Source organism: Burkholderia sp. SR8 (assembly GCF_052851275.1).
Map to the genome: position 1 here is coordinate 199,303 of NZ_JAULUC010000006.1, position 20,116 is coordinate 219,418.

At 68.6% G+C, this 20,116-nt stretch carries 15 protein-coding genes; 6 read left to right on the forward strand and 9 right to left on the reverse strand.

Translation table 11 applies throughout. From position 1 onward, the window contains the following. Window positions 1-296 precede the first annotated feature (296 nt). Window positions 297-1,943, reverse strand: a complete 1,647-nt coding sequence (locus Q3A80_RS09995; protein ID WP_446328882.1) for a glycoside hydrolase family 32 protein — start codon at window positions 1,941-1,943, stop codon at window positions 297-299. 209 nt (window positions 1,944-2,152) lie between these two features. Then, a complete protein-coding gene (locus Q3A80_RS10000) occupies window positions 2,153-3,733 on the reverse strand; it encodes a glycoside hydrolase family 68 protein (RefSeq protein WP_446328883.1) in 1,581 nt (526 codons plus the stop codon). Window positions 3,734-3,903: 170 nt separating this feature from the next. On the opposite strand from Q3A80_RS10000, the gene Q3A80_RS10005 reads away from it, so the two are divergent. The 5 genes from Q3A80_RS10005 to Q3A80_RS10025 all read left to right on the forward strand — a co-directional run bounded on the left by Q3A80_RS10005 (window position 3,904) and on the right by Q3A80_RS10025 (window position 9,127). Then, window positions 3,904-4,938 carry a substrate-binding domain-containing protein gene (locus tag Q3A80_RS10005; protein WP_446328884.1) on the forward strand — a complete coding sequence of 345 codons (1,035 nt, stop codon included), beginning with the start codon at window positions 3,904-3,906 and terminating at the stop codon, window positions 4,936-4,938. A gap of 410 nt (window positions 4,939-5,348) precedes the next feature. Then, on the forward strand, window positions 5,349-6,035 hold the full coding sequence (locus Q3A80_RS10010) for a type 1 glutamine amidotransferase domain-containing protein (protein ID WP_446328885.1): 687 nt from the start codon (window positions 5,349-5,351) through the stop codon (window positions 6,033-6,035). Window positions 6,036-6,180: 145 nt separating this feature from the next. After that, on the forward strand, window positions 6,181-7,290 hold the full coding sequence (locus tag Q3A80_RS10015) for an NADH:flavin oxidoreductase/NADH oxidase (protein WP_446328886.1): 1,110 nt from the start codon (window positions 6,181-6,183) through the stop codon (window positions 7,288-7,290). A gap of 168 nt (window positions 7,291-7,458) precedes the next feature. Continuing rightward, entirely contained in the window at window positions 7,459-8,529 is a 1,071-nt protein-coding gene (locus Q3A80_RS10020; protein ID WP_446328887.1) for an AI-2E family transporter, read from the forward strand. Window positions 8,530-8,752: 223 nt separating this feature from the next. Then, window positions 8,753-9,127, forward strand: coding sequence for a hypothetical protein (locus Q3A80_RS10025; protein ID WP_446328888.1), 375 nt, complete (start codon window positions 8,753-8,755; stop codon window positions 9,125-9,127). A 39-nt stretch (window positions 9,128-9,166) separates the two neighbouring features. Here Q3A80_RS10025 and Q3A80_RS10030 read toward each other — a convergent pair whose 3' ends face one another. After that, window positions 9,167-9,961 carry an SDR family NAD(P)-dependent oxidoreductase gene (locus tag Q3A80_RS10030; RefSeq protein ID WP_446328889.1) on the reverse strand — a complete coding sequence of 265 codons (795 nt, stop codon included), beginning with the start codon at window positions 9,959-9,961 and terminating at the stop codon, window positions 9,167-9,169. 162 nt (window positions 9,962-10,123) lie between these two features. On the opposite strand from Q3A80_RS10030, the gene Q3A80_RS10035 reads away from it, so the two are divergent. Further along, window positions 10,124-10,972: an AraC family transcriptional regulator gene (locus Q3A80_RS10035; RefSeq protein WP_446328890.1), complete on the forward strand. Its 849-nt coding sequence runs from the start codon at window positions 10,124-10,126 to the stop codon at window positions 10,970-10,972. Between the two features lie 318 nt (window positions 10,973-11,290). Here Q3A80_RS10035 and Q3A80_RS10040 read toward each other — a convergent pair whose 3' ends face one another. From Q3A80_RS10040 to Q3A80_RS10065, 6 genes are all read right to left on the reverse strand, one after another. Further along, window positions 11,291-11,887 (reverse strand): LysE family translocator, encoded by a 597-nt coding sequence (locus Q3A80_RS10040; protein ID WP_446328891.1) that lies wholly within the window; start codon window positions 11,885-11,887, stop codon window positions 11,291-11,293. 95 nt (window positions 11,888-11,982) lie between these two features. Then, complete coding sequence (locus Q3A80_RS10045; protein ID WP_446328892.1) at window positions 11,983-13,431, reverse strand: heavy metal sensor histidine kinase; 1,449 nt, start codon at window positions 13,429-13,431, stop codon at window positions 11,983-11,985. Beyond that, window positions 13,428-14,123 carry a heavy metal response regulator transcription factor gene (locus Q3A80_RS10050; protein ID WP_446328893.1) on the reverse strand — a complete coding sequence of 232 codons (696 nt, stop codon included), beginning with the start codon at window positions 14,121-14,123 and terminating at the stop codon, window positions 13,428-13,430. Before Q3A80_RS10050 ends, Q3A80_RS10045 begins: the two co-directional genes overlap by 4 nt. Before the next feature lie 21 nt (window positions 14,124-14,144). Further along, on the reverse strand, window positions 14,145-15,644 hold the full coding sequence (locus tag Q3A80_RS10055; protein ID WP_446329004.1) for an efflux transporter outer membrane subunit: 1,500 nt from the start codon (window positions 15,642-15,644) through the stop codon (window positions 14,145-14,147). A 5-nt stretch (window positions 15,645-15,649) separates the two neighbouring features. Further along, complete coding sequence (locus tag Q3A80_RS10060; RefSeq protein WP_446328894.1) at window positions 15,650-16,882, reverse strand: efflux RND transporter periplasmic adaptor subunit; 1,233 nt, start codon at window positions 16,880-16,882, stop codon at window positions 15,650-15,652. Window positions 16,883-16,918: 36 nt separating this feature from the next. Continuing rightward, window positions 16,919-20,086, reverse strand: a complete 3,168-nt coding sequence (locus Q3A80_RS10065; RefSeq protein ID WP_446328895.1) for an efflux RND transporter permease subunit — start codon at window positions 20,084-20,086, stop codon at window positions 16,919-16,921. Between the last annotated feature and the right edge of the window lie 30 nt (window positions 20,087-20,116).

The window sequence follows — 20,116 nt, forward strand, 5'->3', positions numbered from 1 at the left end:
CGGAAGTCGCACGCCCGGTTGACCGCGGGGAATGCACGCGAGCGAGTGCGTCCCGCTCGACCATGCGTATGCGTGGCGCGAACGCCGAGCACGTCCCGCAAGAGCCGTCGGGGCGGGACACGGTGCTTCGCGCGGCATGTCGGCCGGCCCGCCGCATCCGTCGCACACGGTGCAGCGGCGCCATCCGACTGGAACGCCGTCCGGCGTTGCCTTACGTACGGAAGCTCGAACGGGGCGGCGCTGCAGCGGCCGACGAGACGCCGGAAGACGCAGCCCCGCGGTGCAATCGCGCGACGCTATCGCGCCGCACAGGCCTCACCGCCCGCATCGGCACGATCGCCGCCGTGGAGCCGCGTCACCGTGAGCCCGGAGAACGTCGCGCTCCCATGCTCGGCGAATACGGCAACGCGGTCGGCGTCGAGCGGCGGAAAAATCAGGTCGGTCAGCACCGTGCGGCCGCCGTTCGCGAACACTTCGACCGAACCGCGATCCACGACGATTTCGAGCTGCAAGCGCCCGTGCTCGAGCGGCAAATCGACGATGTGTTCGCGGCTGAACTTGCCGCTGAAAGCCGTGGCGCCGGAGCGTGAGCGGTCGAGCGTCAGCGTGCGTTTCGCCGTGTCGTACACGATTCGCGTGCCGATCTTGCCGTCCGCCGAGCCGCGCACGATCAGCCCGGCACGGGCCGCGCGCTGCGGCGTGAGCGTCACCGTGATGCGCTGCACGATGCCGCGCGTGGCCGCCGACAATACGCGCATGGTCGAGTCGACGCTCAGATCGCCTTCATGCACGGCAGGCTGCCGGTCGGCCCACGCATCGAACGCGGCAGCCGGCGTCACGACCAGCGTCGGTTCGCCGCCGATCGTTTTCAGCGCGAGTTCGCGTGGCAACGTCGCGGCGCCGCGCCACGGCGCGCTCGGCACGTTCGCCGCGTAATCCCAGTTGCTCATCCACGCGATCGCGACCGGACGCGCGCCCGGCGCGCCGGAGAACGTGCCGGCCGCATAGAAGTCGGCGCCATGATCGACCCAGCGGAACTGCGCGGGATCGGAGCCGGCCGGCGCGACGCGATCCGGGACGAACGTGCGGCCGTCGAAGTCGCCGACGAAATACATCGCGCCGGAACCGCCGGCGATCGACCAGGGGTTGACGTTCGCGATCATCACCCATTTGACGTGCCGCGGATCGTCGTCGACCGGCAGCGGCACGAGGTCGGGCATTTCCCACAGCGCGCCCGCATGCGGCACGTCCGGCAGCGTGAAGTCGCTCAGGAACGACCAGTGAATCAGGTCGTCGGACCGGTAGAGCTTCACGACCTGCGCGTCGGCGACGACGGTCGTCATCAGCCAGTAGCGTCCCGGCGCGTACCACGACACCTTCGGGTCGCGGAACTGCTTCGATTCGGGATCGAGCGTGAGCACCGGATTGTGCGCATAGGGCTGCCACGTCGCGCCGTGGTCGAGACTGTACGCGAGCGATTGCGCCTGGGTGCCCGGTGCATGGCCGGAACCGGCCTTGTAGACACTCGTGTAAAGCGCGACGAGCGGCGTGTCGCCGGGCGCGCCGAGACCGGATGTGTTGTGCGTGTCGGCGACGATCGAGCCGGAGAAGATTTCCTCCGTCGCGTTCGTGCGCATCGCGACCGGCTGCTCGCGCCAGTGGACGAGGTCGGTGCTGGTCGCGTGGCCCCACGACATGTTGCCCCAGTCGTTGCCGAACGGGTTGTACTGGTAGAACAGGTGATAGCGGCCGTGTTCGTACACGAGGCCGTTCGGATCGTTCATCCAGTTGCGTTGCGGCGTGTAGTGCAGCGCGGGGCGCCATTGCGGCGTGTCGCTCGCGAGCGGCGCGGCACAGGTTGCGTGTGCCGTCTGCAGGCCGGACGCACACGCGAGCAGGAGTCCGGCGAGCCGGAAGGAAAAGCGCAAAAACATCGATCTCATGCAGGGATTCCGTGCTTCGCGGCGCGAAGCGGAAAGAAGGGCGCATGCTGCCGGCGACGGCGGCATGCACGGTCTGCGGAACAAAAAAGGCAGGCGGGCACGCGACACGCGCGATGCCTTCCTGCCGAACCGGCGGACTACAGGGTCGCCGCCATTACGGCGTCAGGGCCGCACGGACTTTCGCCTCGCGGCCTCACGGCCTCACGGCCTCACGGCCGGGTGCCCGGGCCGCCGTCGTTGTGACCGGCGCCCGTGGCCGGCAGGTTCGACGGAATGTCGCCGTAGCCGCCGAGGCCGCCGCGGCCATAGAAGCGGTCGACCGACGTCGACGTACCGTTGATGTTGACCTTCACCGTCGGCGCGAGCGTGCCGCCGCGGCGCGGGCCGATCGCATCGATGAACGACTCGACGAGCCCGCCCGGCATCACGTAGTGCGAATACGACTGGAATTCGCGCGGGTTCTGGTTCGGATCCTGCGAATACGGCGCCCCGGCCGGCGCGGAGAAGTCGGTCGGATTGCCGAGCACGAGCCCGCTGCCGCCGTTCAGCGGCTGGAAGTCGCTGCGGATGCCGTTGCCGACGAAGCCGTAGACGCCGTCCGGGCCGTCTACACCGGCGGCCATCGTCGTGCGGTGGCTGATCGTGAACAGGTAGTACTTGCCGTCCTTCAGATAGATCTGCGGACGCTCGGTCTGGTCGTCGACGCAGTTCGCCGACAGGATCGGCGGCAGGAACTTCCATTCGGTCAGCTGCGGGTTCGTTGCGACGGCCAGCCCGACATTGGCCTTTTGATACACTGCGCCCGAGTTCATCACCGCGTTGAGGTCTTCCCGGTACGGATCGTTCGGCGCATAGCCGAGGTCGGCTTCGGTGCAGGTGCGCGCGCCGCGCTGGCCGCCGGTATTGCCTTCGAACACCATGTAGGTCTTGCCCGGATGCGCGGGATCGGTGAACACGAACGGATCGCGGAACGAGAAGTAGGTGTTCTGCTGGCCCGTCTGGTAGTAGTTGCCGTCCGGCTGCAGCAGCGCCTTGTGATCGTCGAAGCCGGTGAACCACACGTGCTTGTCGTCGGCATGGATGTGACCGTCGGCGCGCGTGATGATCGCCTGCGGCGGCGTGATGTCGGCGCCGCCGGGCGCCGAACGGTTGAACGACGTCGCGGTGTAGTAGAGGCTCACGTTGTCGCCGTGCGTGAGGCGCGCGGAACCCGACCATTCGGCGTTGTTGGTCATCGGCGACGTGCCGAACACCTTGACGCTCGCGCCGTCCGGGAACAGATGGCCGCCCCAGGTCCAGCCGCCGTTCGCGGGCCGCTGCGACGCGGGCACGCCGGCACGGCGATAGAAGAAGCCGATGCGCGCATGGACGTGACGATCGTCGAACGTGTAGCCGGCGTGCGGGTCGGCGGTCAGCGAGAAGATCACTTCCCAGCCCTTGTAGCTGAGCTGGTTCGCGCGCAGGTCGGCCAGCGGCCACGTATCCCAGACCCAGACGTTCGGGTTGATCAGCGGGAAATCCTGCGGGATGTCCGGCATCGTCAGCGCCTGCGGCAGCGAGTTGCGGTCGGCGCCGGCCGTGTGCGACTGCGCGACGATCTGGCGGATGTCGGCGCGGGTCCAGCGCATCGTGAAGTTGCTTTCGGGATCGTAAGCCTGCTGCGTGTGGGGCGTAGGCGCGGGTGCGCCGGCGGTCTGCGCATGCGCGACCGACGCGAAGGCGGCCGCTGCGGCGCCGGCGAACAGCAAACGTTTGGCCGCGCTCGCGCGGCAAAAGGGCAAGTAAGTCATGTCGGCGTTGTCTTCCGTTGACGGTGAAAGGGAACGGCTACGGCGGCATCGATGTCCAAACCGGTTTGGATGCTATTTCAAACCGGTTTGGACGTCAAAAGATAAATATTTGACGGTAATAACTGCCATTCGGAAATAATTGCCGTTCGACGCGGCTTCTGCCGGATGGAATGCACTACGCGAGGAGCGACGTGAAGGTGAATCTGAAGGCGCTGTCGGACGCGCTGGGGCTGTCGCGCACGACGGTCAGCCGCGCGCTGAACGGCTATGACGACGTGAGCGAGGTGACTCGCGAGCGCGTCATGAAGGCCGCGCGGGAACTCGGCTATGTGGCGGATCCGACCGCGCGCCGGCTCGCGACCGGGCGCGCCGATACGATCGGCATCGTCTATCCGTTCGGCGCCGGCGATCTCGGCGATCCGCGCTTCGGCGAGGTCGTCGCCGGCATCACCGAGCGGCTGGCCGAGCGCAATCTCGACTTCATCATCGCGTCCGCGCGGCCGAACGCCGAACTGGACACGTATCGGCGGCTCGTCGACGGCAAGCTGGTCGACGGGCTGATCGTCGCGCGCACGCTGGTCGACGATCCGCGGCTCGCATACCTGCGGGCGAATGCATTTCCATACGTCGCGTATGGCCGGACGCAGGCCGTCGAGCCGTACGCATGGTTCGACTTCGACAACGAGGCAGGCGCGCGCGATGCCGTGCGGCGGCTGATCGGATTCGGCCATCGCCGCATCGCGATGATCAGCGCGCCGCTGTCGCTGAACTTTGCGATGCAGCGCCGCGCCGGCTATCTCGCCGCGCTGCGCGAGGCCGGCATCGCGCCCGATCCGGCGCTGCTCGTCGAATGCGCGTTCACGCGCGACGGCGGGCAGCAGGGCGTGCAGACACTGCTCGCGCTGGCCGAGCGGCCGACCGCGCTGCTGGTCGACAACAACATCGCGGGCGCCGGCGCGTTTCGGGCGCTCGCCGACGGCGGCGTGCGGCTGGGGAAGGACATGTCGCTGATCGTCTATGACGGCGTGCCGCCGGACGTCGCGCATCCGCACCGCGTGACGGCGGTGGTGCAGCCGACCGGACACGCGACGGGGCGCTCGCTCGCGGAACTGATGCTCGCGCTGCTCGCGGACGGCGCCCACGGGCAGCGGTTGGAGACGCCGGTGATCGACGCGGGCGATACGGACGGGCCGCTGTACGGCTGATGGGGGCGGCGAGGGCTGGCGCGACGCATCGGGCGGCAGCGTATGCGCGTGCCGCGCGCCGCTCTTTGGTAAAAGCCATGACAATGGCAGGGATGCTTCTAGACGACCGGTCTAATCCGGCGCTATCATCCGGTCCATGGATGCGACGCCGTTCCTGCCGCATACGCACTCGACGCGAAAATGCCACATCGCACCGGGATGCTGTCGGGCAGAGACGCCGTCATTTTTTCGAGTCTGTTTCTAGACGACTGGTCTAATAGACGAGAGCAATTTTTTCGGCAGACGCGCCGCACGTTGGCGCGTGCGTGCGGCCTAACCGGCAGGCGCGCCGCCGCCGCGGACCGTCGCATGCGCGAAGCGCTGCCGCCGCGACGCGGCCCCGTTCCCCCATTTCGAAGGAGTGTCCGATCATGAAGATTCTGGTTGTCCTGACCTCGCACGACACGCTCGGCGACACCGGCAAGAAAACCGGCTTCTGGCTCGAGGAACTGGCCGCGCCGTATTACGCGTTCAAGGATGCGGGCGTCGAGCTCACGCTCGCGTCGCCGAACGGCGGCCAGCCGCCGCTCGACCCGAAAAGCAGCGATCCGTCCGCGCAAACCGACGCGACGCGCCGCTTCGACGCGGATCCGGCGGCCAAGGCCGAACTCGCAGCCACGCGCAAGCTGGCCGACGTGTCGATCGACGATTACGACGCGGTGTTCTACCCGGGCGGGCACGGCCCGCTGTGGGATCTTGCCGAGGATCTGCATTCGATCGGTCTGATCGAGCGTGCGCTGTCGGCCGGCAAGCCGGTCGCGGCCGTGTGCCACGCGCCGGGCGTGCTGCGCCACGTGAAGGACCCGAAAACCGGCGAGTCGGTCGTGCGCGGCAAGCGCGTGACGGGCTTCACCAACAGCGAGGAAGCGGCCGTCGAACTGACGGAGGTCGTGCCGTTCCTCGTCGAGGACATGCTGAAGACCAACGGCGCGCAGTTCGAGCGCAGCGCCGACTGGGCGCCGCACGTCGTCACCGACGGCCTGCTGATCACGGGGCAGAACCCCGCATCGTCAGAGCCCGCGGCCGAGGCGCTGCTCGCGAAGCTCGGCCGCCAGTAAGCCGGCCGCGGCGCCGGCAGCGCCGGCGTCAGGCCGTTTCCGCCGCCGGGCCCGACCGGCCCGGCGGCGGCCCGAACCGTTCCGTCGTGCGCCCCGCACGGCGGCTCATCCAGTCGTTTCGCAGAACCAAGCAAAGGAGTGGTGGATGTCTGCCCTGTTCGAACCGTTCAAACTCAAGGATGTCACGCTGCGCAACCGTATCGCGGTGCCGCCGATGTGCCAGTACGTCGCCGAAGACGGCGTCGTCAACGACTGGCATCACGTGCATCTGGCCGGCATCGCGCGCGGCGGCGCGGGTCTCGTGATCGCGGAGGCGACGGCCGTGTCGCCGGAAGGCCGCATCACGCCGGGCTGTGCCGGGCTGTGGACCGATGCGCAGGCCGACGCGTTCGCGCCGTCGGTCGCGGCGATCAAGGCGGCCGGCTCGGTGCCGGGCATCCAGATCGCGCATGCGGGCCGCAAGGCGAGTGCGAACCGTCCGTGGGAAGGCGACGACCACATCCCCGACGGCGATCCGCGCGGCTGGCAGACCATCGCCCCGTCGGCGATCCCGTTCGGCGCGCACCTGCCGAAGACGCCGCGTGCGATGACGCACGACGACATCGCCCGTGTGCAGGCCGACTTCGTCGCGTCGGCGAAGCGCGCCCGCGACCTCGGCTTCGAATGGCTCGAGCTGCATTTCGCGCACGGCTATCTCGGCCAGAGCTTCTTCTCGGTGCACTCGAACCAGCGCGACGACGAGTACGGCGGTTCGGCCGAGAATCGCGGCCGCTTTCTCGTCGACACGCTGAAGGCCGTTCGTCAGGTGTGGCCGGAGCATCTGCCGCTGACTGCGCGTCTCGGCGTGATCGAATACGACGGCCGCGATGAAGAAACGCTCGCCGAATCGATCGCGCTCACGCAGAGGATGAAGCAGGAAGGGCTCGACATGCTGAGCGTGTCGGTCGGCTTCTCGACGCCCGACGCGCAGATTCCGTGGGGACCGGCGTTCCTCGCGCCGATCGCCGAACGCGTGCGCCGCGAGGCCGGCCTGCCGGTGTCGTCCGCATGGGGAATCGACACGCCGCAACTCGCCGATCGCGTCGTGGCCGAGCAGCAGCTCGACCTCGTGATGGTCGGGCGCGCGCATCTGGCCGATCCGCACTGGCCGTACTATGCGGCCAAGCAGCTCGGCGTCGAGCGTCCGTCGTGGACGCTGCCCGCGCCGTACGCGCACTGGCTCGAACGCTACCGCGTCGCCGACAAGGCGGCCTGAGCACGCGCCGCGCCGCGCGACACGACGGCTTCGACGGCTTCGACGGCACGCATTTGACAATGCTTGGCACGGCGTGCGCATGCCGTTGCGGCATCGATGGATAGAATGGCGGTTCGAACAGGCTTTCGGCCTGCGCGAACCGCCATTTTTCATTTCGACAGAGGTGCCATGGGCGCACACGTCCCGCCGTCTTCCGATTCCGCCGCGCGGCCGCGCGCGCAGCAGATCGCCCGCGCCGTGCTGTACGCGGCGCTGCTGGTGCTCGCGCTGTGGGTGATCCGCGATTTCCTTCCCGCGATCGCATGGGCCTGCGTGATTGCGATCGCGCTGTGGCCGCTGCTGAAACGTTTCGAATCGGACCGCTGGTTTCGCAACCGGCCGACCCTGATCGCGACCGTGATCACCGCGGGCGTTTCGCTGCTCGTCGTGCTGCCGGTCGCGATCGCGCTCGGGCAGGCGATCTCGCAGGAGCACGACCTGCGCATCTGGCTGCACTCGATCCAGGACAACGGGATTGCGCTGCCGGACGTCGTCAGCCGCCTGCCTTACGGCTCCGCGCAGATCACCGAGTGGTGGCAGGCCAATCTCGGTCATCCGCTGCACGCGGGCACGGCGATGCATGGCGCGAACGGCGAGAAGTTCATCGCGTTCGGCCGGCAGTTCGGCTCGAAGCTCGCGCATGCGCTGTTCGAGTTCGGCTTCATGCTGGTCACGCTGTTCGTGATCATGCGGGCCGGCCACAAGCTGTCGGGCGCGTTGCAGCACGGCGCGCGGCGCGCGTTCGGGCCCGGTGGCGGCGAGCTGATCGAGCGGATGGTCGCGGCCGTGTACGGGACGGTGACGGGCCTCGTCGTCGTCGGGCTCGGTGAAGGCGCGATCCTCGGCGTCGCGTATGCGTTTGCCGGTGTCCCGCACGCGGCGCTGCTCGGCCTCGTCACGGCCGTCGCGGCGATGCTGCCGTTCTGCGCGCCGATCGTGTTCTGCGGCGCGGCGCTCTGGCTGTTCGTGCAGGGCTCGACCGTGTGGGCCGTCGCGGTGCTGGCGATCGGTTTCGTGGTCGTGTTCGTCGCCGAGCATTTCGTGCGGCCGGTGCTGATCGGCAGCTCGACCCGCTTGCCGTTCCTGCTCGTGCTGTTCGGGATTCTCGGCGGCGCCGAGACGTTCGGGCTGATCGGGCTGTTCGTCGGTCCCGCGCTGATGACCGTGCTGACGATGCTGTGGGCGGAATGGGTCGCGTGACGGTGCGATCCGTCGAGCCGATTCGCCGCGTGGGCGCCGGGGTGCGGATGTGCGCGCGGGCCGGCCCTGCATCGCAACGGTTCGTGACGATCGGGCGTGTGCCGGGCCGCCGCGTGCCGCGCATCGGAAACAAGTCTCTACATTTCTTTTCGATCCGGACCCAAAGGTCGAGTAGCATGGGGCTTTCGATCACGCCGGCATGGCGCAGCAGATTTTTCCGAGCATGCGATTGATTCCGATGTCCCGTCCCGCAGCGACGCTGTCCCTGGCCGCCAGCTGCCTGATGTTGCACGGCTGTGCGTGGTTCGACTCGTGGCTGCCGTTCTCGTATTCGCGCACGCCGCTCGCGCGGGCCGCGTCGCGGCACGGCGCGACGCGCGCCGACGTCGTGCGCGCCGGCGGCAACCCGCGCAGCGTGTGGATGGTCCGCAACGGCAGCGGCGTCTGCTACAACTACTTCATCGAGCACGGCAACGATCACCGTGCTTTCTTCGTCGTGTTCGACAATGCCGGCGCCGTCACGCAACACGGCTTCGATACCTGCATGGACGCCGATCGCAAGGGCGCGCTTCAGGCGGGCAAGAGCGCGGCGCGATAGGGGAGCGGCGGCGCGTTGCGCCATCGCGTGATGCTGCGGTCACGCGATCGTATCGACCACGCCGCCGTCGACGCGCAACGCCGCGCCCGTCGTCGCCGACGCCTGCGGCGAACACACGTACACGACCAGGTTCGCGACTTCCTCCGTCGTCGCCGGCCGCTGGATGATCGAGCTCGCACGCTCGCTGCGCACGAACTCCACCGCGACATCGTCGATGCTGCGGCCGGTTTCGTCGGCCTGCGCCTTCAGCATCTTGCGCACACCTTCCGACATCGTCGGCCCCGGCAGCACCGAGTTGACCGTCACGTTCGTGCCGGCCGCCAGCTTCGCGAGGCCACGCGCGACCGACAACTGCGCCGTTTTCGTGAATCCGTAGTGAATCATGTCGACCGGGATGTTCAGGCCCGATTCCGACGAAATGAACACGATGCGCCCCGTATTGCGCGCGAGCATGCCTTTCAGGTAGTGCCGCGCGAGACGCACGCCGGACATCACGTTCATCTGGAAGTAGTGGTTCCATTCGTCGTCGTCGATGTCGAAGAACGCTTTGAGCCCATAGATGCCCGCGTTGTTCACGAGGATGTCGGCGTCCGGCGTGTGCTGCGCGATGCGCGCGGCGCCGGCGGCGTCGGACAGGTCGGCGGCGACGCCGTCGACGTCCGCATCGGGCACCGCGGCGCGCAGTTGCGCGCGGGCGGACTCGACCGACTTGTCGCTGCGTCCGTTGACGACGACGCGTGCGCCCGCACGCGCGAGCCCTTCGGCGATTGCCAGCCCGATGCCGGCGGTGGAAGCGGTGACGACCGCGGTCTTGCCTGTCAGATCGATGTGCATGAGCGGTACCGGTTGGAACAGGGAACGGAACCCGCCGCGTCAGGCGCGGCGGCCGGAATCCAAAGCTTAGGCGATCCGGCCGCGGAGCGTCGGTTCGCGGTTGCATCGGGCCGCGCAGTCTTGTACGGTGTGCGTTCGCCGTTCGATCCGGGAGCCCGTCGCGTGAGCCGTTCCGTCCATACCGTTACCGTGCCGTCGCCATTCTGGCGCGACGCCGCGCTGCCGTTCATCGAAGCGCGCACCGTCGACGACGGGCGGGCGATCTGCTACGCGAAGCACACGCACGACACGTTTTCGGTCGGCGCGATCGTCGGCGGCACGAGCACCTATCTGAACGGCGCGACGAAGGAGCACGTCGGGCGCGGCGTGCTGGTGCTCATCGATCCGGAGCAGGTGCATGCGTGCAATCCGTACGGCCCCGACGCATGGGCTTACCGGATGGTCTATGTGGACGTGCCGTGGCTCGCGCGCCTGCAGCATTCGCTGGGGCGCGACCCGAACCGCGATTTTCACGGGTTTTCGCCGAAGTTGACCGAACGCCGCGACCTGTTCGCGCAGTTCGGCCGCTTTTACCGGATACTCGTCGCGCCGGGCATCGATCCGCTCGGCAAGGAAAGCGCGGCGGTCGAATTCTTCACGCGGCTGCACGGCGCGCTCGATCGCGCGTTGCCTGACGATACGCGGCGCGGTGCCGACAACGCGAAGCTCGCGCGCGCGGCCGACTACATCGCCGCCCATTGCCGGCAGTCCGTCACGCTGGATGCGATCTGCGCGGCGGCCGATCTGTCGCCGTCCTATCTGATCCGCGCATTCAATGCGCGTTACGGGATGACGCCGCACGCGTTCCTGATCGACCGGCGCGTGCAGTACGGCCGCGCGCAGCTGCGCCGCGGACGGCCGATCGCCGACGTCGCGCTCGATGCCGGTTTCGCGGACCAGGCGCATTTCCAGCGCGCGTTCCGTCGCATCGCGGCCGCGACGCCGGGGCAGTATCGAAGCGCGGCGAACTGAGCGGGGAAAGGGCGGTTCGGTGCTGCATGCGCATCGCGCATCTCGCACTGCGCGCGGCGCACCGCGAGAGGCACACTGCGAGCGGCAAACGGCAAACGGCAAACGGCAAACGGCAAACGGCAAACCGCAAACCGCAAACCGCAAACCGCAAACCGCAAACCGCAAACCGCAAACCGCAAACCGCAAACCGCAAACCGCAAACCGCAAACCGCAAACCGCAAACCGCAAACCGCAAACCGCAAACCGCAAACCCGGCGACGCGTCGCTCATCGCCTGCTGGCGACATCTCCCGCAACAATTCACCTCGCCGCGACGCTCCTACGCATCGAGCAAATAAAGCGCACTGCCCGCAAGCAGCAGCGCCATTGCGCGGTTGAACAACCGCATCCGCCGCGCATTCGCGAGCCGATGCCGCAGCGATGCACCCGCATACGCCCAGCACGAGATCGACGCGAAACAGATCACCAGATACAGCGCCGCGAACAGCCACACCTGCGCGCGATCGCCGTCGGCTGCATACGCGCCCATCGCGGCCACGCACGCGAGCCACGCCTTCGGATTCAACCACTGCATCGCTGCACCGGCCACCGCCGACGGGCCCGCCACATCACGCGCGTCCGGGTCGGCCGACAACCGGCCGTCGTCGAGCGCGAGCCGCAGCGCGAGGTAAAGCAGGAACGCGATCCCAGACCATTGGGTCGCCGTGGTCAGCATCGGCCAGCGCGCGAGCGCCGCGTGCAGCCCGAGGCCGATCAGCAGGAACAGCGCGACGAAACCGAGCGTCGCGCCGGCTGCATAGCGCAGGCTTGCGCCGAGACCGTGGCGCGCGCCCGCACTGAGCGCGACGATATTGACGGGACCGGGGGTGATCGACGACGCCAGCGCGAACGCGGCCATCGAAATCAGCATGCTCATCAGGTGTCTCCATGCGAAAGTCGAAGTCGCATCGAGACTAAAGAAGCAGCGCGTGCCCGTATTGAAGAAAACTGCCCTCGGCGGCGCGGCCGCCGTCAGTGCAATGCGCGCGGAGCGGGGGCCGGGCGCAGCGGCTGCGGGTCGCCGGCATCGTTCGTGCGCAGCGGGCCGCCGCCGCACGGTTGCGTCGACACCGAGAAACCGAACGTATTGATCCCGCCCGAGCATGCGACGAACACGCTGCCGCCATGCATCTCCGCGACGGCCTTCACGATCGACAGCCCGAGGCCGTGGTTCTCCTTGCTGTTCGCGCGCGCTTCCTCGAGCCGGTAGAAGCGCTCGAACACGTGCGCGCGCTGCACGGGGTCGATCGGCTCGCCGGGGTTCGCGACCGACACGTCGACGAGCGCGTCGCGGCGCGTGATCGTCACGTTCAGCGTCGCACCCGGCGCCGAATGCTGGATCGCGTTGATCAGCAGGTTCGTCATCGCGCGGCGGAACAGCGACGGATCGACGGCCGCTCGCGCATCGCCGTGCAGTTCGGCACGCAACTGCGCCTCGTCGAGCGGGATTTCGAGGAAATCGAGCATGCGCCGCACTTCGTCGGCGAGCGACACGTGCTTCAGGTCGGTCGCGCGTTCGCCGCGATCGCTGCGCGACAGGAACAGCATGTCGTTGATGATCACGCGCAGCCGTTCGAATTCCTCGAGGTTCGACTGCAGCGTCTGGCGCATGCGGTCGACCGAGCGGTCGCGGCTCGTCAGTGCGACCTGGGTCTGGCCGATCAGGATGCTGATCGGCGTGCGCAACTCGTGCGCGACGTCCGCATTGAACGCCTCGAGCCGCGCATAGGTCTGCTGGATGCGCTCCAGCGCGCCGTTGAACGACGCGGCGAGGTCGCGCAGCTCGGTCGGCAGCGCGTCGGTCTGCAGCCGCTGGCGGCGATTGGTCGCGCTGATCGCCGCCGCGTCCTGCGACAGCCGCTCGAGCGGCGCGAGCCCGAAGCGCGCGACCGCGCGGCTCAGCAGCAGCGTCAGCACGGTGGCCGTCGCGATCAGCGCTGCGAGCGTCCACACGAAACGGCGCAGCATCCTCTGCGTGCGCTCGCACGACGTCGCGACGATCAGCTTCAGGTCGGGCCGCTCGCCGCTGCCCGCGATCGCGACGGTCTTCGTCATCACGTCGTAGCTGCTGCCGTTGAGCGCGTACTGCTGGAACGCGCCGAACGGCTTGCCGACGGGCACGCCGTCGACCGGATGACCGAAGCGGAAATCGGCGTCGGGGCTGTCGACCTGGTAGCGCGTCGACCCGTCGGGCGGTTCGAGGTCGGCGAGCTTTTCCTGCATCAGGCGGCCGCGCGCGGCCGTGGTCGCGTGCGACACAATCATCTGCGCGACCTTCGCGCGCGTGTCGATCGTCGCGCGCAGCTCGGCGAACAGCTGGCGCTCCATCATCACGAACAGCCCGCAGCCGACCAGCGTGAACACGAGCAGCGACACGATGCCGAACATCGCCGACAGCCGCAGGGTGATCGAGCGTTTCATGCGTGCTTCTCCGCGTCGCCTTCGTCGCGCGCCTCGAGCACGTAGCCCATCCCGCGGATCGTGTGCAGCAGCTTCTCCGCGAACGGGCCGTCGAGCTTCGCGCGCAGGCGCTTGATCGCGGTTTCGACCACGTTCGCGTTGCTGTCGAAGTTCACGTCCCATACGAGTTCCGCGATCGTCGTCTTCGACAGCACCTCGCCGCTGCGCCGCGCAAGCACGCCGAGCAGCTGGAATTCCTGCGCGGTCAGGTCGAGGCGCGTGCCGTCGCGGGTCGCGCGGCGGCCGATCAGGTCCACGCGCAGGTCGCCGATCGAGATCAGCGTCGATTCCTGCACGCGCGCGCGGCGCGTGAGCGCACGCAGCCGCTCGATCAGTTCGAGGAACGAGAACGGCTTGGTCAGGTAGTCGTCGGCGCCGCCGCGCAAGCCGCGCACGCGATCGTCGACGCGGTCGCGCGCGGTCAGCATGATCACGGGCGTCTGTTTCTGCGCGCGCAGCGCACGCAACACGCCGAAGCCGTCGAGCTTCGGCAGCATCACGTCGAGCACGACCACGTCGTATTCGAATTCGACGGCTTTCCATGCGCCGTCCTCGCCGTCGAGCGCGGTATCGACGACCCAGCCTTCCTCGGTCAGGCCGCTCTTCAGGTATTCGACGACTTTCGGTTCGTCTTCGACGATCAGGACTTTCATAGGCGTGTGTGCGTAACCGGGTTAGGGGCCGTTGCTCGCGGCAGGCTGCGGGCCGGCCGCCGCGACGTCGGTCGGTGCGGCGCCGCCGTCCCAGCCGCCGCCGAGCGCTTTCGCGAGAAACACGACGAGCGCCGCGCGCTGGCCCTGGATCTGCACGGCCTGGCGCTCGCTCGTCAGCAACTGCTGCTGGGCCGTCAGCACGTCGATGAACGGCGTCAGGCCGCCCGCGTAGCGGTCCTGCGCGAGCGACACGAGCTGGCGCGCGTCGTCGACCGCCGCGGACGCCTGCTGCGCGGCCTGTGCGAGCACCGACAGGCCCGTCACCGCATTCTGCACCTCCTGGAATGCGGTGAGCACGGTCTGCCGGTAACTGGCCTGCGCGGCCACGTAGCCGGCTTGCACGAAATCGACGCCGGCCTTCAGCTTGCCGCCCTGGAACAGCGGCTGGCTGACCGACGCGCCGATCGACCACAGCAGCGCCGGCACGGTGAACAGGCCCGAGAACCGCGTCGCATCCCAGCCGAGGTCCGGCGACAGCGCGATGCGCGGGAAATACGCGGCGCGCGCGACGCCGATCTGCGCGTTCGCGGCGGCCATCGCGCGCTCGGCCGACGCGACGTCGGGCCGCCGCTGCAGCAGGTCGCTCGGCATGCCGGTCGGCAGCGCGGGCGCGTTGATCGGCACCACGCGCGGCGGCAGCGCGAACGCGGGCGCCGGCGTGCCGACCAGCGTCGCGATCGCGGTTTCCACCTGCGCGCGCTGCTGGATCAGCAGCTGCGCCTGCGTGCGCGTCGCGTCGAGCTGTGCGCGTTGCTGCAGCAGGTCGAGGCCGGACACCGCGCCGAGATCGTGGCGCGCGCTCACGTAGTCGAGCGCCTTCTGCTGCAGGTCGATCGAGCGCCGGACGACGTCGATCTCGGTGTCGAGCTCGCGCAGCATGAAATAGCTCGATGCGAGGTCGGCGGTCAGCACCAGACGCGCGTTCGCGAAATCGTCGCGCGCTTGCTCGGAGCTGGCCTGCGCGGCTTCGACGGTGCGCCGCACGCGGCCGAACAGGTCGAGTTCGTAGCTGACGCTCGCACCGACCTGGATCTCGTTCTGCACGGTCGACATGCTCTTCGTCGCGTAGTTGGTCTGCGGCCGGTCGGCGGAGATCTTGAAGCGCTGGCCGCTCGCGTTCAGCCCGACGGCCGGATACTGCGCGGACGCGACCGACGCGAGCGTCGCCTTCGCCTGATCGTAGCGCGCGGCGACGGCCTTCAGGTTCTGGTTGTTGCGCAGCGCATCGGCTTCGAGCGCGTCGAGCTGCGCGTCGCCGAACGCGGTCCACCAGGCCGGATCGAGCGGCGCGCGGGCCGGCGCGGCCGGGTGCCAGTAGGCATCGGCGGGATCGAGCCGCCACGTGGCCGGCGTGTCGACGGCCGGGCGCCGGTAGTCGGGGCCGACCGTGCAGCCTGACAGCGCCGCGGCCGCGACGACCGCGATGGCGCCGATCGCGGCGGGGCGCACGCGGGCGCGCATCGCGCTCACGACTTCGCTCCCGCCGCCGCGGACGCCGGTTTCGCGGTCTGCGCCGCCTGCACGACGACCGTGTCGCCGTTCGCAAGCGCGTCGCTCGGGTTCGCGACGAGGCGGTCGTTCGGCGTCAGCGCGCCGTCGACTTCGAGCGTCTGCCCGATCGTGCGCACGACGGTCACGGCTTTCAGATGCACGTGGCCGTCCGCGTCGACGGCCGCGACCGTCGGCCCTTCGGCACGGAACAGCAGCGTACTGGCCGGAATCTGCAGGCGGCCGACCGGCGTCATCGGCAGCGTCGCCTGCACGTACGCGCCGGGCAGCAGCCGGCCGTCCGGGTTCGGCAGCGTGATCTCGATCTGCAACGAGCGCGTCGCGACGTCGATCGCCTGCGACGTGCGCGTGATCGTGCCGTCGAAGGTCTGGCCCGGCAGCTCGGCCTGCGCGACGCTCACGTGCTGGCCGACCTTCACCTGCTGCGCGTACGCCTGCGGCACCTGCACGTACAGGCGCAGCCGGTCGGCCTGCACGACGGTGAACAGCGCGCGGCCCGCATTGCCCGAGCTGACGAGGTCGCCGACATCGACGTTGCGTTGCGTGACGATCCCGTCGATCGGCGCGACGATGCGCTGGAAGCCCTTCAGCTCGGTGAGGCGGCGCATGTTCGCATCGGCCGCCGCGAGGGTCGCGGTGCCCTGGTTGAACGCGCCTTGCCGGTCGTCGAGCTCCTGCTGCGACACCGCATCGCGCTGCCGCAGCTGCTGCGCGCGATCGAACGACGTCTTCGCGAGTGCGAGCGCGGCCTGCGCCTGCTGGCGCTGCGCGGTGGCCTGCGCCAGTTCCTGGTTCAACTCGGGCGTATCGAGCTCGGCGAGCACCTGCCCCTGCTTCACGTGCGCGCCGATGTCGGCCTGCCAGCGCAGCACGTAGCCGCTCGCGCGCGCGTAGATCGGCGCCTCGACGAAGCCGCGCAGCGTGCCGGGCAGCGTCAGCTTGCCGCCGGTCGCCGCGTCGACCGGATGCACGACGCTCACATACTGGCGCGTGTTCTGCTCGGCGACCGCGTCGAGGCGATGACGGTTCAGCACGTTGACGACGATCGTGCGCGCGGCGCCCGCGGCCAGCAGCACGCCGATCACGATCAGGACGATCCGCCCGCGCCGCGACACCGACGTGCGCGTCGGCAGGTGCATGCCGTGTTCGTCCACCTGGATGCCGACGGAGCTGTGATGTTTCTGTTCCATGAATTCAACCAATTCAACCGGGTAGTGGAGCGAAAGTCAGTGTCCGGCGCGGCGCGCGCGCCGGCGGGCCAGCCGCGCATGCACGCCGCCGAACACGAGCGGCACGAACAGCAGCGTCGAAACGGTGGCGAACAGCAGGCCGCCGATCACCGCGCGGCCGAGCGGCGCGTTCTGCTCGGCGCCTTCGCCGAGACCGAGCGCCATCGGCACCATCCCGATGATCATCGCGAGCGCCGTCATCAGCACCGGGCGGATCCGCGTCGCGCCGGCCTCCAGCGCGGCCGTCAGCGGCGGCGCACCGGCCGCGAGGCGCTGGCGCGCGAACGACACGACGAGGATGCTGTTCGCGGTCGCGACGCCCACCGTCATGATCGCGCCCGTCAGCGCGGGCACGCTCAGGTGCGTGCCGGTGATGAACAGCATCCACGCGATGCCGGCGAGCGCGGCCGGCATCGCGCTGACGATGATCAGCGGATCGAGCCACGACTGGAAATTCACGACGATCAGCAGGTAGACGAGCACGATCGCCATCGCGACGCCGGCGCCGAGGCCGAGGTACGACGTGCGCATCGTCTCGACCTGGCCGCGCACCGACAGCTCGGTGCCGCGCGGCAGCGTCGCGCGCGCGTCGGACACGATCCGGTCGATCTCGCCCGCGACCGAGCCGAGGTCGCGGCCTTCGACGCTCACGTACAGGTCGATCGCCGGGCGGATGTTGTAGTGCGTGATCACGGCCGGGCTCGCGACCGGACGGATCTGCACGAGGTTGCCGAGCAGTTGCAGCGGCATGCCGGTGCGGCCGCTCGCGGAAACGGGCGTACCGAGCAGGTCGTCGATCGACGCGATGTTGTATTGCGGGGTCTGGATCTGCAGCGGGTACTGGACGCCGGTGCGCGGGTTGATCCAGAACGACGGTGTCGTCTGGGAACTGCCGGACAGCGAGATCAGCATGTTCTGCGCGACGTTCTGCGCGGAGAGGCTGAGCTGCTGCATGCGCGTACGGTCCATGTCGGCCACCAGGGTCGGTTCGTCGTTGCGCTGCAGCACGTGCACGTCGACGGCGCCGGGGATTTGCCTGATCTTCTTCATCAGGCTGCTCGCGATAGCCATGTTACTCGCGAGATCGTTGCCGAGCACCTGCAGGTCGATCGCGGCGGGCTGACCGAAGTTGAGGATCTGCGTGATGATGTCCGACGGCTGGAAGAAGAACTCGACGCCCGGGAAGCGCTGCGGCAGCAGCGTGCGCAGTGTCTGCACGTAGTGTTGCGTGGGGCGATGGCCCGGCTTCAGCGCGATCATCAGCTCGCCGTCGAGCGAGCCGATCGTGCCGCTGTTGCTGTACGACAGGTTGATGCCGCTCACCGGCAGCCCGAGGTTGTCGACGATCGCGCCGAGCTCGTCGGGCGGCACCGCTGCGCGGATCACGCGCTCGACCTGGTCGGCGAGGCGCGCGGTTTCCTCGATCCGGTAGCCGGTCGGCGCGCGCATGTGCAGCCGGATGTTGCCGGAATCGGCATTCGGGAAGAAGTCGCGGCCGAGCACGAACACGAGGCCGGTCGACAGCACGCAGAAGCCGAGGAAGCACATCGCGTAGAAGCGGCGGCGCACCAGCAGCATGCTGAGCAGTACGATGTACCACGCGCGCAGCCGCTCGAACGCATCGTTGAACGCGTGATGGATGCGCGCGAAATGCGACGTCGAATGGTCGGGGCCGGTGCTCGCCTGCTGCGGGCGGAACAGCAGCATCGCAAGCGTCGGCACGAGCGTGCGCGACAGCACGTACGACGCGAGCATCGCGAACACCACGGCTTCCGCAAGCGGCACGAACAGGTAGCGCGCGACGCCCGTCAGGAAGAACATCGGGACGAACACGATGCAGATGCACAGCGTGGACACGAACGCGGGCACCGCGATTTCGCCCGCGCCTTCGAGAATCGCATCGTGCAGATTGGTACCGAGATGCAGGTGCCGCTCGATGTTCTCGATCGTGACGGTCGCATCGTCGACCAGGATGCCGACCGCGAGCGCGAGCCCGCCGAGCGTCATGATGTTGATGGTCTCGCCGAGCGCGGACAGCGCGATCAGCGACGTGAAGATCGACAGCGGAATCGAGATCGCGATGATCAGCGTGCTGCGCCAGTTGCCGAGGAACAGCAGGATCATCATCGCGGTCAGCACCGCGGCGATCAGCGCCTCGTGGATCACGCCCTGCACGGCGGCGTTGACGAACACCGACTGGTCGAACAGCGGCGTGATCGTGAGCCCCTCGGGCAGTGTCGGGATCACTTTCGGCAGCAGCGCCTTCAGGTCCGACACCACCTTCAGCGTCGATGCGTCGCCGGTCTTCAGGATCGACATCAGCACGCCGCGCTGGCCGTTCTGGCGCACCACGTTGGTCTGCGGCGCGAAGCCGTCGCGCACCGACGCGACTTCGCGCAGGTAGGTCGTCGCGCCGCCGACGGTCTGGACCGGCAGGTTGTCGATGTCGGCGATCGTGTCGGCCGACGCGTTCGTGTCGATCCGGTATTCGGTCTGGCCCATCTTCGCGGTGCCGGTCGGCAGCACGAGGTTCTGCGCGTTGACCGCGTTGACGATGTCGGCGGGCGTCAGGCCCTTCGCGAGCAGTGCCTGCGGATCGAGATCGATCGCGACGACGCGCGTGCGGCCGCCGTACGGAAACGGGATCTGCGCGCCCGGAATCGTGATCAGTTGCGGGCGCAGGAAGTTGAGCGCGATGTCGGCGAGCGACTGTTCGCTGAGCGTCTTGCTCGACAGCCCGAGCTGGATCACCGGAATGCTCGACGCCGAGTACGTGATCACGAGCGGCGGCGTCGCGCCCTGCGGCATCTGCCGCACGATCGCCTGCGCGGACGACACCGTCTGAGCGATCGCGGTCTGCACGTTCGCGCCGGGCTGCAGGAACACCTTCACGACCGCGATGCCCGGCAGCGACGTCGACTCGATGTGCTGGATGTTGCCGACGGTGGTCGTCAGGATTCGTTCATGGACGGCCGTGATGCGGTTGGTCATCTCCTGCGCGGAGAAGCCGTTGTAATTCCAGATCACGCTGATCACGGGGATGTTGACCGCGGGCAGCACGTCGACGGGCGTGCGCATCAGCGCGAGCGGGGTGGCCAGCACGATCATGATGGCCATCACGATGAACGTGTAGGGGCGCCTGAGCGCGAGGTTGACGATCCACATGGAGGCGGCGGGACAGGCGGTGGTCAGGCG

Bases quoted from the DNA above. Each gene is read 5' to 3' on its own strand.
- Q3A80_RS09995 (WP_446328882.1), bottom strand. From the start codon at position 1,943: ATGAGATCGATGTTTTTGCGCTTTTCCTTCCGGCTCGCCGGACTCCTG.
- Q3A80_RS10000 (WP_446328883.1), bottom strand. From the start codon at position 3,733: ATGACTTACTTGCCCTTTTGCCGCGCGAGCGCGGCCAAACGTTTGCTG.
- Q3A80_RS10005 (WP_446328884.1), top strand. From the start codon at position 3,904: ATGCACTACGCGAGGAGCGACGTGAAGGTGAATCTGAAGGCGCTGTCG.
- Q3A80_RS10010 (WP_446328885.1), top strand. From the start codon at position 5,349: ATGAAGATTCTGGTTGTCCTGACCTCGCACGACACGCTCGGCGACACC.
- Q3A80_RS10015 (WP_446328886.1), top strand. From the start codon at position 6,181: ATGTCTGCCCTGTTCGAACCGTTCAAACTCAAGGATGTCACGCTGCGC.
- Q3A80_RS10020 (WP_446328887.1), top strand. From the start codon at position 7,459: ATGGGCGCACACGTCCCGCCGTCTTCCGATTCCGCCGCGCGGCCGCGC.
- Q3A80_RS10025 (WP_446328888.1), top strand. From the start codon at position 8,753: ATGCGATTGATTCCGATGTCCCGTCCCGCAGCGACGCTGTCCCTGGCC.
- Q3A80_RS10030 (WP_446328889.1), bottom strand. From the start codon at position 9,961: ATGCACATCGATCTGACAGGCAAGACCGCGGTCGTCACCGCTTCCACC.
- Q3A80_RS10040 (WP_446328891.1), bottom strand. From the start codon at position 11,887: ATGAGCATGCTGATTTCGATGGCCGCGTTCGCGCTGGCGTCGTCGATC.
- Q3A80_RS10045 (WP_446328892.1), bottom strand. From the start codon at position 13,431: ATGAAACGCTCGATCACCCTGCGGCTGTCGGCGATGTTCGGCATCGTG.
- Q3A80_RS10050 (WP_446328893.1), bottom strand. From the start codon at position 14,123: ATGAAAGTCCTGATCGTCGAAGACGAACCGAAAGTCGTCGAATACCTG.
- Q3A80_RS10055 (WP_446329004.1), bottom strand. From the start codon at position 15,644: ATGCGCGCCCGCGTGCGCCCCGCCGCGATCGGCGCCATCGCGGTCGTC.
- Q3A80_RS10060 (WP_446328894.1), bottom strand. From the start codon at position 16,882: ATGGAACAGAAACATCACAGCTCCGTCGGCATCCAGGTGGACGAACAC.
- Q3A80_RS10065 (WP_446328895.1), bottom strand. From the start codon at position 20,086: ATGTGGATCGTCAACCTCGCGCTCAGGCGCCCCTACACGTTCATCGTG.